Origin of the sequence: Streptomyces sp. NBC_00239, from assembly GCF_036194065.1 — a bacterium.
Classification (GTDB): Bacteria; Actinomycetota; Actinomycetes; order Streptomycetales; family Streptomycetaceae; genus Streptomyces.
The window spans coordinates 30,021-46,059 of the sequence record NZ_CP108097.1; the positions used below are offsets into that span (position 1 = coordinate 30,021).

Genomic DNA, 16,039 nt, shown 5'->3' on the forward strand with positions numbered 1-16,039 from the left:
GACGCGTGAGCGGTCCGGGCTCAGACGCCCGCGGGGGCCGGTTCGAGGTGCTTGGCGAGCAGTTCGGCGAGGCCGGTGACCGTACCGTCGAGTAGGTCTTCGGCGGCCAGCGGGACGCTCAGGTCCCGCTGGATCCCGCGGACCAGGCTCTCGGCGTTGAGCAGGTCCAGTCCCTGGTTGCGCAGGGGCTGGTGGGGGCCGGTGCGGTGGCCCGGCGGCACCTGGAGGAGCTGGTCCAGGTGCAGGCGCAGGCAGTGGGCGAGGGTGGCGGTGCGCAGCTCGGGGCTCATGGCCCGCAGGTCGCGCAGGGCGGGCAGGTGCCCGAGGGTGCCGTTCGCCGTGCCGTGGGCGCTCTGGGCGGTGTCGTCGGTCATGTCTGTCGCTGCCTTTCGTCGGGTGCGGGCCGGCCCGCCCGGTGGTGTGTCGGCCCGTCAGGGCCGACTGTCCGGGCGGGCGGAAGAGGCGGGAGCGCGAGCGGCTTGAGCGGATCTGAGGCGGCCCCGTGTCCGGCCTCGAGCGCGGGCGCCGGAGCAGCCGCCGGGGCGGCCGGCGGGGCGGGCACGGGAGCGGCCGCCGGGGCGGGTGTGGCGGGGCGGCGGCGGGTGGTGGCCGGCCAGGCGGCCAGGGCCGCGGCGAGCGAGACCAGGCCGCCCGCGGTCAGGCCCCAGCGGGCGCCGTGGCGGGCGCTGAGCCAGCCCACGAACAGGGCGCCCAGGGGGGTGAGACCTTGCAGGATCAGCGTGTACAGGGCCATCACCCGGCCGCGCAGCCGCGGGTCGGTGCCGAGCTGGATGCGGTGGTTGGCGGCCTGCGCGAAGTAGATGCTCGCGAAGCCGGTCAGGGCGAGGAGGACGGCCGCCGAGACGTAGCCGGGTGCCCCGCCGGCGGCCGCCTCCAGGACGCCGAACGCGAGGGCGGAGCCGGTGACCGTACGGGCGGCGGGCCGGCTGCGGCGGCCGGTGGTGGCGAACGCGGCGGCCAGCGAGCCGGTCGCGAAGGCGGTGGTGAGCAGGCCGAAGGCGGTGGCGTCGGCGTGGAAGACGGTTTTGGCGAGCAGCGGCAGGGTCAGCTGGAAGTTGAAGCCGAACAGGCCGACGACCGCCACCAGGCCCAGCGTGACGACCAGGTCGGGCCGGGTGCGTACGTACCGCAGGCCGTCGCGGATGCCGGTGCCGCGGCCGGCGGGCGGGGTGAGGTGCAGCTCGGCGGGGCGGATCGCGCGCAGCCCGGCGACGGTGGCCAGGTAGCTGGCGGCGTTGAGGGCCAGCGCCCAGCCGGTGCCGGCGACGGAGATGAGCACCCCGGCGAGGGCGGGGCCGGTGACCCGCGCGATGTTGAAGTAGGCGGCGCTGAGCGCGGAGGCGTTGGGCAGCAGGTCGGGGCCGACGAGCTCGCCGACGAACGCCATCCGCGCCGGCACCTCGAAGGCGTTGACGGTGCCCAGGCCCAGGGCGAACAGGTACAGCTGCCAGAGCTGGACCGCGTCGGCGAGGACGAGGACGGCCAGCGCCAGGGCGAGCGCGCCGGAGGCGAGGTTGGCGAGGACCAGCAGCTGCCGTTTGGGGCGGCGGTCGGCGAGCCGGCCGCCGTGCAGGGTGAGCAGCAGCATGGGCGTGAACTGGAGGGCGGTGAGGGTGCCGAGGGCGCCGGCGGAGTCTCCCGTCAGGTCGAGGACCAGCCAGTCCTGGGAGACCACCGCCATCCAGGTGCCGGCCACCGAGACGGTCTGTCCGGCGGCGAACAGCCGGAAGTTGCGCACGGCGAGGGAGCGCAGGGGCCGCGGGTACGTCCGGGGACGTGTCGTCTCCATGGGCTCTGCCGGTCAGCCGGCCGCGCCGGCGCGCGCCAGGCACTCCTCCAGGAACGCGAGGGCGCGCAGGTGGTAGGAGCGGGCGACCCAGCCGAGGCTGATGTTGTGGCCGGCGTCGGGCTGCCGGTCGACGGTGACGAACGGCGCGGCGCCGAACAGGCCGGCGAGGCCGTCGAGGTCGTCCTCGCCGTGCCGCCACCACAGTTCGTGTTCGGCGAAGGTGAGCCGTACGGGGACGGTGACGGCGGCCGCGGCGGTGGTGAAGCTCTCGGGCCAGCGGGCGGCCTCGGCGCGCTCGCGCACGGGCATGGGGGCGACGAGGGCGGCCGCGTCGCGGAAGGTGTTGGGCGGGTAGAAGCGCAGGGCGCCCCAGTTGCGCTTCCAGTGGCTGTGCACGTGGGGGTCGCGGTGGTCGCCGGGGTCGACGGCGTAGTCGCGGCCGCAGCCGTTGATGTCGAGGCCGAGCAGGGGCGGGGCGGCGGGGGCGTTAACGGCGTTAACGCCGTTAACGCCGGCGCCTCGCGGGCGGGCCCGGTCGGCGGCGTAGGTGAGGGCGAGTTTGCCGCCGAAGGAGTGCGCGACGAGGAACAGCCCGGCGCCGGTCGGGAAGCGGCCGGCGAGGTGGGTGAGGGCCGCGGTGAGGGTGGCGGACTGCTCGGCGAGGCTCTGGCCGCGGGGCAGCCGGGCGGCGGAGAGCCCGTAGCCGGGGCGGTCGACGGAGACGACGGTGTAGCCGAGGCGGGCGCCGAGGGTCAGCAGGGAGACGTCGGGGTGGGCCTGCCCGTCGAAGTAGCCGGCGCTCATGCCGCCGCCGTGGACGGCGACGATGGTGGCGCGGGGCGGTCCGGCGGGCTGGGCGATGAGCGCGGACAGGGTGATGTCGCCGGCGTCCAGCGTGACGGGGCGGACGCCGGGGGACATCGACGGGGCGACGACCGGGGCGATGGTGGGGGCGCTCATGCGGTACCGCCCCGGGGGCGGGTGGTGGGGCGGCGGGTCATTGTTCCTCCTGGTGCGGGTACGTACGTGCGGGCCTGGCCGGGCCGGGCCTTTCGGGGCTCCGCCCCGGACCCCGCGCCTCAAACGCCGGCGGGGCTGGGTTTCGCCCGGCCAGGCCAGGGCTGTGGCGGGGACGGCGCCTCGAACGGCGGTGATCCAGCCTCGCCGGCGTTTGAGGCGCGGGTGCGGGGCTGGGATGCGCCTCAGGTGGGTGGTCAGGCGGAGGTGCCGAACCAGGTGGTGAGGGCCTCCTTCGCGGCGGACGGGTCGGTGCCGGCCCAGGCGACGTAGCCGTCGGGGCGGACCAGGACGGCGGTGGCGCCGGCGAAGACGTCGGCGCCGGTGGCGGGGGTGCCGGTGACGGTGATCACGCGGTCCTTCCAGGCGGCGGCGCACTCGCGCAGCGCCGGGTCGTCGGCGAGGTCGATGAGCACGCCCTGGGCCGCGTGCAGCAGTTCGGGGGTGCGGACCTCGCCGGCGGCGGTGGCCAGGGTGCGCGGCGGGAGCCGGCGGCCGGTCAGCGGGTGCGCGTCGGCGGGCGTGCCGGCGGGCGTGCCGGCGGGCGCGTCGTAGCGGACGTCGAGGTGGCTGACCACGCCGGCGAGGTGGCGCTTGACCGGGTCCAGCGCGAGGAGTTCGGTGAACAGGGCGCGCATCGGCTCGGACTCCTCGCCGCCGAGGAAGACGGTGCCCTGGGCGAGGGTGTTGGTGAGCAGGCGCTGCCCGGCCGGGTGCCGCTCGCCGTGGTAGGTGTCGAGGAGGCCTTCGGGGGCCCAGCCCTGGACGACGGCGGCGAGCTTCCAGCCGAGGTTGGCGGCGTCCTGGACGCCGGTGCTCAGGCCCTGGCCGGCGGCCGGGAGGTGGATGTGGGCGGCGTCGCCGGCGAGCAGGACGCGGCCGCGCCGGTACTCGGTGGCCTGCCGGGTGGCGTCGCTGAAGGAGCTGACCCAGTCGGCGCCGCCGCCGGAGATGTCCTCGCCGGTGAGGCGCTGCCAGGCGGCGGCGACCTCGGCGAACTCGGGGGTCTCGCTGCGGTCGGCGGGCGGCGCGCCGTGCTCGCACACGATGATGCGGTCCACGCCCTCGGCGAGCGGCGCGGCCATCACCATGCCGGCGGGGACGCGTTCGCCGAGGAAGCGCGGCGGGATGTTGCAGCCGGTGACGTCGGCGAGGTACATGCCGCGGGTGGCGTCGGTGCCGGGGAAGTCGAAGCCGCCGGCCTTGCGGACCTTGCTGTGGCCGCCGTCGGTGCCCACCAGATAGGCGGCGCGCAGCCGCTCCTCGCCGTCGGGGCCGGCGACGGTGACGGTGACGCCGTCCTCGTCCTGGTCGAGGGCGAGGAACTCCACGCCGCGCCGGATGTCGGCGCCGAGTTCGGCGGCCCATTCGGACAGCACGGCCTCGGTGCGGGACTGCGGGATGCCGCGGGCCCCGAAGTGGGCGTCCTCCAGCACGGTGTAGTCGAAGACCACGCCGCCGAAGTGGCCCATCGGGCTGGTCTCCACGTCGCCGAAGCGCGGGACGAGGCCGCGCTGGTCGAAGGTCTCCAGGGCGCGGGCGGTGAAGCCGAGCCCCCGCGACTGGCCGGTGGGCTGCGCGAGCTTCTCGACGACGACGACGTGCGCGCCGCCGAGGCGCAGTTCCCCGGCCAGCATCAGGCCGGTGGGCCCGGCGCCGACGATGATGACGTCCGCGTCCATGTGGTCTCTTCCTCGTTCCTGCCGCGCCTCAGCGGGCGGCGGCGGTTGCGGTGGCGATCGGGGCGTGGGTGGTACGGGGGCTCGCGGCGGCGCCGAACCAGCGGCGCAGCGCGGCGTGCAGGCCGGCGGTGTCGCTGCCGGGGCCGGCCCAGGCGACGTAGCCGTCGGGGCGTACCAGCAGGGCCTCGCCGGGGGTGAGCGGGGTGCCGGGGGCCGGGCGGGCGGTGATCTGGGTGACGCGGTGGGCCCAGGGGGCGGCGCCGAGGTCGGTGCCGGTGCCGAGGTCGAGGAGCAGGCCGTGGCCGGTGCGCAGCAGGTCGGTGGTGCGCAGGGGGCCGCCGGGGTCCGGGGTGGGGAACGCGGCGGGTCCGGCGGTGAGTTCGGCGGCGGCGAGCGGGGCGGGGGGCAGCCGGCGGCCGGTGAGGGGGTGGCCGGCGCCGTCGGGCAGGTCGTAGCGGATGCCGAGGCCGCTGATGGTGCCGGCGAGGGCGGCCCGTACGGGTTCCAGGGCGATCAGCTCGGCGAGGACGGCGCGGGCGGGTTCGATCTCGGGGCCGCCGAGGAGCAGCTGGGTCTGGGCGCGGATGTTGGCGAGGACCTCGGCGCCGACGGCGTGCCGTTCGGTGTGGTAGCTGTCGAGGAGGCCTTCGGGGGCGTCGCCGCGGATCTCGGCGGCGAGTTTCCAGCCGAGGTTGAAGGAGTCCTGGACGCCGAGGTTGAGGGCCTGGCCGCCGCTGGGCATCTGCTGGTGGGCGGCGTCGCCGGCGAAGAGGATCCGGCCGTGCCGGTACCGGTCGAGCTGCCGGTTGGCGTCGCCGAAGGCGTTGACCCAGTGGGGCAGGCCGTGGCCGATGTCCTCGCCGGTGACGCGCTGCCAGGCCTCGGTGACCTCGGTGAAGGCGGGGGCGCCGGTGCGGGGCCGGGCGGGGGTTCCGTACGCGTGGACCATGACGCGGGTGACGCCGTCGCGGGTCGCGGAGATGGCGAGGCCCGCTTCGAGGCGCTGGAAGCGGCGGTCGGGGGTGTCGATGCCGGTGACGTCGGCGCGCAGGAGTTCGCGGGTGGCGTCCTGGCCGGGGAAGTGGGCGCCGGTCAGGCGCCGTACGGTGCTGTCCTCGCCGTCGCAGCCGACCAGGTAGCGGGCGGTGATGCGGACGGGCCCGTCGGGGCCGAGGGCGTCGGCGGTGACGTGGTCGGGGCCCGCGGTGAGCGCGACGAGCTGGTGGCGGCGGTGGAGGCGGGCGCCGAGTTCGGCGGCCCGGTCCTGGAGGAGTTCCTCGGTGCGCCGCTGGAGGACCTTCCACTGGCCCGGGTGGGAGCTGGGCAGGCCGAGGTCGAGTCCGATGCCGCCGAAGTGGCCGCGGGGCTCGCGCGGCGGGCTGCCGAGCGGGGCCAGCAGGCCGCGGGAGTCGAGGATCTCCATGGTGCGGGCGTGCAGGGTGGAGGCCCGCGACTCGGTGGTGGGGCCGGGGCGCTGGTCGAGCACGAGGGCGTCGGCGCCGCCGAGCCGCAGCTCGCAGGCGAGCATCAGCCCGGCGGGGCCGGCGCCGACCACCAGGACGTCGGTGTGCAGGGTCGCCACGGCGGGCGTGCGGGCGGTGTCCGGGGCGTCCCGATGGTCGGCGGCCATGTCAGTTCTTGCCCTCCGCGTAGGCCTTGGCGTGGTGGAGGGTGGCGGTGCTGTTGGTGGAGAGGGCTTGGTGGACGTAGGCGCGGGCGTCGGCGGTGGTGGCCTGGTCGCCGAGGATGCGGGCGATGTTGGCGGTGTTGAGGGTGACGGTGTGCTGGGAGGAGGCGCTGACGCCGTTGTCGGTCTCCTGGAAGGTCCAGTAGCCGGTGTGGAGGGTCATGAGGGCGGGGAGGGTGACCTGCTTGTAGGCGATCTTGTGGTGGGGGAAGGTCACGCGGTGGGACTTGGTGGTGTGGGTGGAGCCGTCTTTTGCCCGGGTGTCCATTTCGAGGGTCTGGAGGCCGGGGGTGTCCTCGGTGAGGCGGACGGTCGCGACGTGGGGGAGGCGTTCGTGCCAGAGGTCGGCTTCGTTGATGAAGTCGTAGACGTCCTTGGCGCTGCCGTCGATGTGGACGGTGTCCTCGAAGGAGAAGGTGACGTCCTCGCTGGCGTGGACGGCCTCCACGTTCTCCTTCAACGCCGCGAGCTCGGAGCGGCTGTTGCGGTCGACGGCCTCGTCGATCCACAGCAGGTCGTGCGCGTCGTCGTCGATGGCGCGGTAGTCGTGCAGCAGCCGCACCCGCGAGGAGCCGTCGCCCAGCGGCTCGATGATCCACTCGCCGCCCATGGCGGCGATGGGCTTGGTGGTGACCTCCTGGCGGAAGGTGATGCGCAGGCCCTCGGGGTCGAGTTCGCGGCGCGAGGTCCAGTTCTTGGGCTGGCCGTTGGCGGTGGCCCAGATCCGGATCCGCTCCTGGGAGCCGTTCGAGTCCACCCGGTCCACGTGGATCGTGGGCGGGAAGATCCGCGGCCAGTTGGTGACCTCCGCCAGCAGCCGGTACACGTCCGGTGCGGGCGCGTCGATGGTGATCTCGTGCTCAACCTCGCGGGTCGTCATGACGCCTTCCTCTTTCGGGAACAACCCGGGCGCGTGCGCACCCGGCGGGTGCGGATCAGAAGTTGCCGAGGCCGCCGCAGACGTTGATCGCCTGGGCGGTGACGGAGGCGGCGGTGTCGGAGGCGAGGTAGGCGACCATGCCGGCGACCTCCTCCGGGGTGGAGTAGCGGCCGAGGGGGATCTTCGACTGGAACTTGTCGAGGATGGCGTCCTCGGAGGTGTCGTAGGCGGCGGCGTAGCCGGCCCGGACGCGCTGGGCCATCGGGGTCTCGACGTAGCCGGGGCAGACCGCGTTGACGGTGATGCCGGTGGGGGCCAGCTCGTTGCCGAGGGCCTTGGTGAAGCCGACCACGCCGTGCTTGGAGGCGGAGTAGGGGGCGCCGAGCACCACGCCCTGCTTGCCGGCGGTGGAGGCGATGTTGATGATGCGGCCGCGGTTCTTGTGGCGCATGCCGCCGGTGTTGAGGACTTCCTTGGTCAGGCGGAAGACACTGTTGAGGTTGGTGTCGATGACGTCCGCCCACAGCTCCTCGTCGATGTCGGCGGTGACGCCGCCACCGGACCGGCCGGCGTTGTTGACCAGTACGTCGACGGTGCCGAAGCGGTCGACGGCGGCCTGGACGAACGCGGCGGCGGAGGCCGTGTCCCGTACGTCGAGGACCGAGCCGTCGGCGTCGATGCCCTCGGCCTGAAGCTCCTTGACGGTGGCCGCGACGTTGTCGGCGTTGCGCGCGCCGATGAAGACCTGGTGGCCGGAGGCGGCCAGCGCCCGGGCGGCCGCCAGGCCGATGCCGCTGGTCGCGCCGGTGATGAGGGCGACCCGCTTCTCCTGCAACGACATGTTCTCTGCTCCGTTTGTGTCCGGGGGTGATTCGTCCGGGGTGGTTCGGCCGTCCGGCCGGGGTGGTTCGGGCGGGCCGAGCGGAATCGATTCCGCTCGGCCCGTGGGAGACGCGGTGACCGGTGGGACCGGTCAGGCGGCGGTGGGAACGCCCGCCGGCAGCGCCGCGTTGACGGCCGCGATCAGCGCCCGCGGGGTGTCGGCGTCGGTGAGCAGGTCCTCGTCGAGGGCGATGTCGTACTCGCGCTCGATGCGGCTGCCGGTCTCCAGCAGGGCGAGGGACTCGTAGCCGAGCGCCTCGAACGGGATGTCGAGGATGTCGCCGTCGAGGTCGACGTCCTCGTCGGCGCCGGCGCCTTCGAGGAGGATCCGGCGCAGGTCGGCGAGGGTGAATTCGGTGGTGGACACGTGTGCCCCTTCGTGGCTCGGTTCGCGGTTCGCGGGCGGATGCTGCGGGTGGTGCGGGTCGTACGGGTGGCGCGGGTACTACGGGTCGTACGGGTACGCGTGACGCGGTGGCGCAGGTCGTACGGGTCGTACGGGTACGCGTGACGCCGTGGCGCAGGTCGTACGGGTGGTGCCGGTGGCGCGGGGCGCGGGGGGCGCCCCCGCCCGTGGGCGCGGGGGGATGGCCACGAGCGGGGGCGCGGCTTGCGGGGTGCCGGGATCAGTCGGCGGAGCGCACCACCACGGCGGAGTTGAAGCCGCCGTAGCCGCGGGCGATGACCACGGCGGTGCGCACGGAGGCGGTGCGGGGCTGGCCCACGACCAGGTCGAGGGCGTAGTCCTCGGCCGGGTGCACGTTGACGGTGGGCGGGATGACGCCCTCCTCGATGGCCAGCAGGGCGGTGGCGACGTCCAGCGGCGCCGCGCCCGAGTACAGCCGGCCGGTCATCGTCTTGGGGGCGGTGACGGGGACGCCGCGCTCGCCGAAGACCGCGGCGAGCGCCTCGGCCTCGATCCGGTCGAGTTCGGGCACTCCGGCCGCGTCGGCGAACACCACGTCCACGTCGGCCGCCTGGACGCCCGCGTCCTCCAGGGCGATCTCGATGGCCTTGCGCAGGGCGGGCTCGCGCCCGAGCTCAGGCGCCGCGTCGAAGGTGGACCCGTACCCGGCGATCTCGCCGTAGACCTTCGCGCCGCGCTCGCGCGCCGACTCGGCCGACTCCATGATCAGGATGGCGCCGCCCTCGCCGGGGACGTAGCCCGAGGCGTCGGCGTCGAACGGCAGGAAGGCGCGGGCGGGTTCGTCGCTGGTGCTCAGCCGCTTGCCGGCCAGCTGCGCCACCCAGCCCCAGGGGCAGATCGACGCGTCGACGCCGCCGGACACGATCATCCGGGTGCCCTTGCGGATCAGGCGGCGGCCCTGCGCGAGGGCGTCCAGGCCGCCGGCCTCGTCGCTGACGATGACCCCGCTGGGGCCCTTGAGCCCGTTGCGGATGGAGATCTGGCCGCTGTTGACGGCGTAGAACCAGGCGAAGGACTGGTACGCGCTGACGTACTGGCTGCCCTGGCCCCACAGCTTCTGCAGCTCGCCCTGGCCGAACTCGAAGCCGCCCGAGGAGCTGGCGGTGACCACGCCCATGTCGTACTCGGCGAGCTGCTCCGGGTCGACGGAGGCGTCCGCGAGCGCCCACTCGGCGGCGACGAGCGCGAGGCGTGTCATGTGGTCGGTCTGCGGCAGCAGCCGGCTGGGCAGCAGCGCCCCGGCGTCGAAGCCGGGGACCTCGCCCGCCAGGGTCGAGGGGTAGGAGCTCGGGTCGAAGCGGGTGACGCGCCCGATGCCGTTCTTGCCGCTCTTGGTCGCGGCCCAGTAGTCCTTGGTGCCCAGCCCGTTGGGCGCGGTGATGCCCAGGCCGGTCACTACCACCGAGGTGGTCATGCCACGCTCCTCTCGGGACGCGCCAGCACCATGGCGCTCTGGAATCCGCCGAAGCCGCTGCCGACGGTCAGGACGGCGTCGGTGAGCTGCTCGCGGGCGACCAGCGGGACGTAGTCGAGGTCGCACTCGGGGTCCGGGGTGTGCAGGTTGGCGGTCGGCGGCACCACGTGGTTCTCCATCGCCAGCGCGGACGCGGCGATCTCGATGGAGCCGATCGCGCCGAGGGAGTGCCCCACCATGGACTTGATGGAGCTGACCGGCGTCCGGTACGCGTGGTCGCCCAGGCTCCGCTTGAACGCGGCGGTCTCGTGCCGGTCGTTCTGCTTGGTGCCCGAGCCGTGCGCGTTGATGTAGTCGATCTCGGTCGGGTTCATCCGCGCCTCGTCGAGGGCGACGCGGATCGCCTCGGCCATCTCGGCGCCGTCCGGCCGCAGACCGGTCATGTGGTACGCGTTGGAGCGGGTGGCGTAGCCGGCGATCTCGGCGTAGATGTGCGCGCCGCGCTTCTTGGCGCTTTCCAGCTCCTCCAGGACGAACACGGCCGCGCCCTCGCCGAGCACGAAGCCGTTGCGGGTGCCGTCGAAGGGGCGGGAGGCGTGCGCCGGGTCGTCGTGGCGGGGGGTGGTCGCCTTGATCGCGTCGAAGCAGGCCATGGTGATCGGCGAGATCGGGGCGTCCGAGGAGCCGGCGATCATCACGTCCACGGAGCCTTCGCGGATCAGGTCCACGGCGTGCCCGACGGAGTCGATGCCGGAGGTGCAGCCGGTGGAGACCACGGTGCTCGGGCCCTGGGCGCCGACCTCGCGGGAGACCTCCGCCGCGAAGGAGCTCGGGACCAGGTAGTTGTACAGGTGCGGGACGGCGTACTCGTGGTCGACGAGGTGCAGCCGGCCGCCGTCGCTGACGACGTTGTACTCCTCGTCCAGGCCCATGGTGGCGCCGACGGCGCTGCCGACGGTGACACCCACCCGGTAGGGGTCGTACGTCTCCAGGCTGATGCCGCTGTCGGCGACCGCGCCGCGGGCCGCGACCACCGCGAACTGCGCGGCCCGGTCCATGCGGCGGATCTCCTGCGGGCCGAGGCCGTGTTCCGCCGGGTCGAAGTCGATCTCGGCGGCGACCTTGGAGCGGAAGGGGCTCGGGTCGAAGAAGGTGATGCCGCGGGTGGCGGTACGGCCTTCACTCAGCAGGTTCCAGAAGTTCTTGGCCCCGACACCGCCGGGGGCGAGCACCTCGATGCCGGTGATGACCACGCGTCGGGGAGTCACGCGGACGCCTCCCAGTGGTAGAAGCGCTTGGCCATGGCGTCGGCCGGGGAGCGCCAGGTGGCGGGGTCGTACGCTTCGATGAAGGGCTTGAGGTCCTCGCTGATCTGTACGAAGCGCTGGTCGTGCCGCGCGTCCTGGATCAGCCGGTCGCCGTTGTCCTCGTCGAAATCCTGCAAATGAAAGTAGAGACCCCGGTATTCGAAGAGCTGGCGGCGCCGGGTGCCCATCCGGTGGGGCATGTCGGTTCCGTCGAACTCGCCGAACAGCTTGGCGACGTCGACATTGGAGCTCGGGTCCATCCGAGCCACAATCAAGGTGCTGTGCATATGTGCTCCCTCTCCTCATGACCCACGAATTGAATTCAGTATCCCGGGGCCAAAAGTCGGATTTCAACAGTGCCTGTGTCAGGCTTTTGTCAGACCGCGCAAGAATTGCGCAGCGGAAATAAAACCCTCAGTCCTTGATTTCGCATATGGTGGCGCCGGAGGTGAGGGGGTCGCCGACTTTGGCGGCGAGTCCGGTGATGGTTCCGGTGCGGTGGGCGTTGAGGGGTTGTTCCATTTTCATGGCTTCGAGGACGACGACGAGGTCGCCTTCTTCGACGTGTTGGCCTTCTTCGACGGCGACCTTGACGATGGTTCCCTGCATCGGGGAGGCGAGGGTGTCGCCGGATGCGGCGGGGCCGGACTTCTTGGCGGCGCGGCGTTTGGGCTTGGCGCCGCCGGCGGCGGCGGTGCGGGCGAGTGTCATGCCGAGGGAGGACGGCAGGGACACTTCCAGGCGTTTGCCGCCGACCTCGACGACGACGGTCTCGCGGCCCGGTTCGTCGTCCGTGTCGTCGGTGGCGGGGGTGGTGAAGGCGGGGATGGTGTTGACGAACTCGGTCTCGATCCACCGGGTGTGGACCGTGAACGGGTTCTCGCCTTCGGGGCGGAAGGCGGGGTCGGCCACGACGGCCTGGTGGAAGGGGATGGCGGTGGCCATTCCCTCGACCTTGAACTCGGCCAGCGCGCGGGCGGCCCGCTGGAGGGCCTGCTCGCGGGTGGCACCGGTGACGATCAGTTTGGCGAGGAGTGAGTCCCAGGCGGGGCCGATGACGGATCCGGTTTCGACGCCGGCGTCGAGGCGGACGCCGGGGCCGGTGGGGGCCTGGAAGAGGGTGACGGTGCCGGGGGCGGGCAGGAAGCCGCGGCCGGGGTCTTCGCCGTTGATGCGGAACTCGAAGGAGTGGCCGCGCAGGACGGGGTCGCCGTAGCCGAGTTCCTCGCCGTCGGCGATGCGGAACATCTCCCGCACGAGGTCGATGCCGGTGACTTCCTCGGTGACGGGGTGTTCGACCTGGAGGCGGGTGTTGACCTCGAGGAAGGAGATGGTGCCGTCGGTGCCGACGAGGAACTCGACGGTGCCCGCGCCGACGTATCCGGCTTCCTTCAAGATGGCCTTGGACGCCGCGTACAGCTCGGCGTTCTGCTCCGGGGTCAGGAACGGCGCCGGGGCCTCCTCCACCAGCTTTTGGTGGCGGCGCTGGAGGGAGCAGTCGCGGGTGGAGACGACGACGACGTTGCCGTGGGTGTCGGCCAGGCACTGCGTCTCGACGTGGCGGGGCTTGTCGAGGTAGCGCTCGACGAAGCATTCGCCGCGGCCGAACGCGGCGACGGCTTCGCGGACGGCGGAGTCGTAGAGTTCGGGGACTTCTTCCAGGGTGCGGGCGACCTTCAGGCCGCGGCCGCCGCCTCCGAACGCGGCTTTGATCGCGATCGGGAGGCCGTGTTCTTTGGCGAACGCGACGACTTCGTCGGCCCCGGAGACGGGGTCGGGGGTGCCGGCGACCAGGGGTGCGCCGGCGCGCTGGGCGATGTGACGGGCGGCGACCTTGTCGCCGAGGTCGCGGATGGCCTGCGGGGGCGGGCCGATCCAGGTCAGGCCGGCGTCGATGACGGCCTGCGCGAACTCGGCGTTCTCCGACAGGAATCCGTAACCGGGGTGGACGGCATCCGCGCCGGCGTCCGCCGCGGCCTGCAGGACCTTGGACATGTCCAGATAGCTGGTCGCGGGAGTGTCACCGCCCAGGGCGAATGCCTCGTCTGCCGCGCGGACATGCAGAGCGTCACGGTCCGGGTCTGCGTAGACGGCTACGCTCGCGATCCCGGCATCCCGGCAGGCCCGGGCAACGCGGACAGCGATTTCGCCTCGATTGGCGATGAGCACCTTGCGCACGTGAACCTCTCCCCCATGACTCTCGGAGTCACCAGAGTGTTCGGTTCACCTGCATATGTTCAACAGAGCCGGTTTCAGGAGTCCGTCAGAATTCCCAGACAGCCGCCAGCACTGTGGGCGGAACTGAAGGAACAGGTCAGGAATTCGTCAACCGGCCGACATCCGGGTAAAACGTCCCCACCATGGCGGGTGCGCCGGCAGCCGATACCGTCACACCCGCCCCGAGGATGCGTACATGGTGAATTCAGGCCGCGCGGACCGTGTCCTCGTACCAGGACCTGGTCCAGGCGAAATCCTCCTCGAATCCGGGGCCGGGCTCCTCGCCCAGATCCGTCCACAGCGGGGAGCTGTCGAACCAGTGGTCGGTGGTCATCATGTCCAGGCCGTGCGCGGACTTGCCGCGGGCGGCGAGCAGGGCGCGCGCCTGCGGCTCCGTCAGCTGCCGCCGGGGACGCGGCAGGTCCGCGCACTCGGCGACCGCGCGCAGCAGCCGGGCGGCGCTCACCGGCTCCGGGTGGGCCGCGTGGTAGACCTGCGCGGTCAGGTCGGCGGCCGGCGCGAAGGCCACCCCGAGCAGCAGGCGGGCCAGTTCGGGCGCGGAGGCGACGGACAGCAGGGCGTCGCCGCGCGCCAGGTCGCCGCGCAGGTTGCGCAGCAGCCCGGCGAGTCCCGGCACCACCCAGACGTCGCCCTTGCCGTACACCAGGTGGGGGCGGAGCACGATGCCGCCGGCGGCCAGGACGGCGTCCTCGGCGGCGGCGCGGGTCTGCGAGGTCGGCGATCCCGGGCGCCTGGTGAGGCCTTCGGGACGGGCTCCGGTGAAGGTGCCGCGGCCGTACACGGACGCCGTGCTCAGGTAGACGATGCGGGACACCCCGGCGCGGCGGGCCTCGGCGACGAGCGCTTCGGTGCCGCGGGCGTTGACGGCCTCGTTGGCCTCGGGGGTGCCGCCGATCTGCGAGGCGCAGTGGATCAGTACGTCCACTCCCTCGCAGGCGCCGCGCAGGGTGTGCGGGTCGGCGAGGTCGGCGGTGACGGTGCGGGCGGCGGACCGGGGTAGGGCCAGCGGCCGGCGGTGGGACATCAGGGTCAGGGCGGTGGTCCGGTGGGCGGCGGCCCGGGCGACGTGGCTGCCGACGAATCCGGAGGCTCCGGTGATCATGGTGGTGAGCACGCAACACGCTCCTGGTCCGGGGAGGTCAGCGGGTACGGGGGCGGAGCACGAGATCGGCGGCGAACACCGCTCGGTCCTCCTGGAATCCGCACACCTGGACGAGGGTGTCGCCGACGGCGTCGGGCAGGCCGGGCATGGCCTGGATCCGGCAGGGCGCGTCGAGTTCGGCGTACCGGGCGAAGGTGCTGTCCAGGCTGATGACCAGGGCGTCCGGCATCCCGGTGGAGGCGTGGGCGGCCTGCCGGGCGGCCTCCAGGAGCATCATGCCGGGGACGTGGTCCACCGGGTGGTCGAAGAAGATCGGGTGGCTGGTGTCGACGTGCAGGAGCCAGCTGTGGTCGTCCGCGCCGGCGTTCGTGTCCGGGGTGAGGACCACGTGCCCGGCGTCCGTACGGCCGACCAGCGCGGGGTCGATGGGCCGGCCGGCGGCCCGGGCGACGGCGGTGGGACGGTCGCCGCGCAGCCGTCGGTGGACGGCCGGGCTGGTGCAGCTGAAGGCGGCGCCGGCCGTGGCCAGGGCGACGCCGTCGACGAGGGCGGTGACGTCGTAGCGCATGCTCGCGAGGTTCTTGCCGCGGCGCACGACCTCGCTGCACACGGTGCGCAGTTCGAGTTCGGTGGGGGCGGGGCCGGCGACCAGCAGGTCCGGGGTGGTGGCGAAGGACATGTCCCACATCAGGAACTGGTGGCCGAAGGCGACGCCGAACTCCGCGTGGGAGAGCAGGGATCCGATCTGGCGGACCGACTCGATGAGCAGCATCGGGTCCTGGTAGCCGTCGGCCTGCGAGAAGAGCGAGTGGCCGCGGGGCCACTGGGCCCGTACGACGAAGGACTCGGGGTGTCCGGCGGGGCCGGTGGGGGCCGCTTCCCAGCCGGTGAGCAGGACTTCGGAGACCGCGGCACGGTGTACGTACTCGCGGGGAACGGTGCTGGTCAGGCCGGCCGGCGCCCTGCCGGCGAAGGCCGGGGCTAAGCCGAACGGGGCGGTCAACACGCTGGTGCTGAAGCTGCTGCTGGTACTGCGGTGCGGTGCAGAGGCAGAAGACGGCATGCGTGGACTCCTGAATCCGAACTGGGCAGGGGTGAGCACGCCGTACGCCTGCAGCCACCCCCCGTGGCAGACGAACTGTTGCAGGCCCCAAGATACAGACATGTCGGTTCGGTAACTCAAGTAAAGGTTTGGTCTAGGAGCCCAACGGCCCTCCGCGCGGACGCCGGTGGTGCCCGATCTCTCGGCGGGCCGCGCGGCGCGCTGAGGTCGGACCCCTCCGGACACGTCCTGACGTGCACTGTCTGTGGATCAGGGGGTTTAGGGCGGTCCACGGGTGCTCCTTCCGCCAAAACATACAACCCTGCCTGTTAACTTCTGATGTACGGAACTCACACTTCAGGGTCCGAGTGCCCCTCCGGAAACCGACACGCCCTACAACTTGCCTGCAAAATGCGGCAGTTGCTGGCCTCCGCGCGGATCTTGGGTTGCACGCGACGCCACACGCCGACACTTGAGGATGCGTTGACAATCAGACAAGTCTGTTTGCTATCTTCCAACAAGCGCGAGCATTTCGCAGTCCGTGATGCCAC

14 protein-coding genes are annotated in these 16,039 nt (G+C 72.8%); all 14 read right to left on the bottom strand.

The features are described from left to right. Positions 1-20: 20 nt before the first annotated feature. On the bottom strand, positions 21-374 hold the full coding sequence (locus tag OG764_RS39560) for a phosphopantetheine-binding protein (protein WP_328973667.1): 354 nt from the start codon (positions 372-374) through the stop codon (positions 21-23). Beyond that, positions 371-1,810, bottom strand: coding sequence for an MFS transporter (locus OG764_RS39565; RefSeq protein ID WP_328973668.1), 1,440 nt, complete (start codon positions 1,808-1,810; stop codon positions 371-373). Before OG764_RS39565 ends, OG764_RS39560 begins: the two co-directional genes overlap by 4 nt. Positions 1,811-1,822: 12 nt before the next feature. Next, the gene (locus OG764_RS39570) at positions 1,823-2,770 is read right to left on the bottom strand and encodes an alpha/beta hydrolase (RefSeq protein ID WP_328973669.1); all 948 of its coding nucleotides are present in this window, start codon (positions 2,768-2,770) and stop codon (positions 1,823-1,825) included. 254 nt (positions 2,771-3,024) lie between these two features. Continuing rightward, positions 3,025-4,509, bottom strand: coding sequence for an FAD-dependent monooxygenase (locus OG764_RS39575; RefSeq protein ID WP_328973670.1), 1,485 nt, complete (start codon positions 4,507-4,509; stop codon positions 3,025-3,027). 28 nt (positions 4,510-4,537) lie between these two features. Next, on the bottom strand, positions 4,538-6,139 hold the full coding sequence (locus tag OG764_RS39580) for an FAD-dependent monooxygenase (RefSeq protein ID WP_328973671.1): 1,602 nt from the start codon (positions 6,137-6,139) through the stop codon (positions 4,538-4,540). A 1-nt stretch (position 6,140) separates the two neighbouring features. Next, entirely contained in the window at positions 6,141-7,076 is a 936-nt protein-coding gene (locus OG764_RS39585) for an aromatase/cyclase (RefSeq protein WP_328973672.1), read from the bottom strand. Between the two features lie 55 nt (positions 7,077-7,131). After that, positions 7,132-7,917: a 3-oxoacyl-ACP reductase FabG gene (fabG, locus tag OG764_RS39590; protein ID WP_328973673.1), complete on the bottom strand. Its 786-nt coding sequence runs from the start codon at positions 7,915-7,917 to the stop codon at positions 7,132-7,134. A gap of 132 nt (positions 7,918-8,049) precedes the next feature. Continuing rightward, a complete protein-coding gene (locus tag OG764_RS39595) occupies positions 8,050-8,325 on the bottom strand; it encodes an acyl carrier protein (RefSeq protein ID WP_328973674.1) in 276 nt (91 codons plus the stop codon). A 259-nt stretch (positions 8,326-8,584) separates the two neighbouring features. After that, on the bottom strand, positions 8,585-9,799 hold the full coding sequence (locus OG764_RS39600) for a ketosynthase chain-length factor (protein WP_328973675.1): 1,215 nt from the start codon (positions 9,797-9,799) through the stop codon (positions 8,585-8,587). Further along, positions 9,796-11,067, bottom strand: a complete 1,272-nt coding sequence (locus OG764_RS39605) for a beta-ketoacyl-[acyl-carrier-protein] synthase family protein (protein WP_328973676.1) — start codon at positions 11,065-11,067, stop codon at positions 9,796-9,798. The genes OG764_RS39600 and OG764_RS39605 overlap by 4 nt, the downstream gene beginning before the upstream one ends. Beyond that, positions 11,064-11,393: a TcmI family type II polyketide cyclase gene (locus OG764_RS39610; RefSeq protein WP_328973677.1), complete on the bottom strand. Its 330-nt coding sequence runs from the start codon at positions 11,391-11,393 to the stop codon at positions 11,064-11,066. The genes OG764_RS39605 and OG764_RS39610 overlap by 4 nt, the downstream gene beginning before the upstream one ends. A gap of 127 nt (positions 11,394-11,520) precedes the next feature. After that, positions 11,521-13,284, bottom strand: coding sequence for an acetyl/propionyl/methylcrotonyl-CoA carboxylase subunit alpha (locus OG764_RS39615; protein ID WP_328973678.1), 1,764 nt, complete (start codon positions 13,282-13,284; stop codon positions 11,521-11,523). A gap of 244 nt (positions 13,285-13,528) precedes the next feature. Beyond that, the gene (locus tag OG764_RS39620) at positions 13,529-14,458 is read right to left on the bottom strand and encodes an NAD-dependent epimerase/dehydratase family protein (RefSeq protein WP_328973679.1); all 930 of its coding nucleotides are present in this window, start codon (positions 14,456-14,458) and stop codon (positions 13,529-13,531) included. A 25-nt stretch (positions 14,459-14,483) separates the two neighbouring features. Next, the gene (locus tag OG764_RS39625; RefSeq protein ID WP_328973680.1) at positions 14,484-15,509 is read right to left on the bottom strand and encodes a ScbA/BarX family gamma-butyrolactone biosynthesis protein; all 1,026 of its coding nucleotides are present in this window, start codon (positions 15,507-15,509) and stop codon (positions 14,484-14,486) included. Positions 15,510-16,039: the final 530 nt, after the last annotated feature.

Coding starts and splice junctions, on each gene's coding strand:
- OG764_RS39560 (WP_328973667.1), bottom strand. CDS start 374: ATGACCGACGACACCGCCCAGAGCGCCCACGGCACGGCGAACGGCACC.
- OG764_RS39565 (WP_328973668.1), bottom strand. CDS start 1,810: ATGGAGACGACACGTCCCCGGACGTACCCGCGGCCCCTGCGCTCCCTC.
- OG764_RS39570 (WP_328973669.1), bottom strand. CDS start 2,770: ATGAGCGCCCCCACCATCGCCCCGGTCGTCGCCCCGTCGATGTCCCCC.
- OG764_RS39575 (WP_328973670.1), bottom strand. CDS start 4,509: ATGGACGCGGACGTCATCATCGTCGGCGCCGGGCCCACCGGCCTGATG.
- OG764_RS39580 (WP_328973671.1), bottom strand. CDS start 6,139: ATGGCCGCCGACCATCGGGACGCCCCGGACACCGCCCGCACGCCCGCC.
- OG764_RS39585 (WP_328973672.1), bottom strand. CDS start 7,076: ATGACGACCCGCGAGGTTGAGCACGAGATCACCATCGACGCGCCCGCA.
- fabG (WP_328973673.1), bottom strand. CDS start 7,917: ATGTCGTTGCAGGAGAAGCGGGTCGCCCTCATCACCGGCGCGACCAGC.
- OG764_RS39600 (WP_328973675.1), bottom strand. CDS start 9,799: ATGACCACCTCGGTGGTAGTGACCGGCCTGGGCATCACCGCGCCCAAC.
- OG764_RS39610 (WP_328973677.1), bottom strand. CDS start 11,393: ATGCACAGCACCTTGATTGTGGCTCGGATGGACCCGAGCTCCAATGTC.
- OG764_RS39625 (WP_328973680.1), bottom strand. CDS start 15,509: ATGCCGTCTTCTGCCTCTGCACCGCACCGCAGTACCAGCAGCAGCTTC.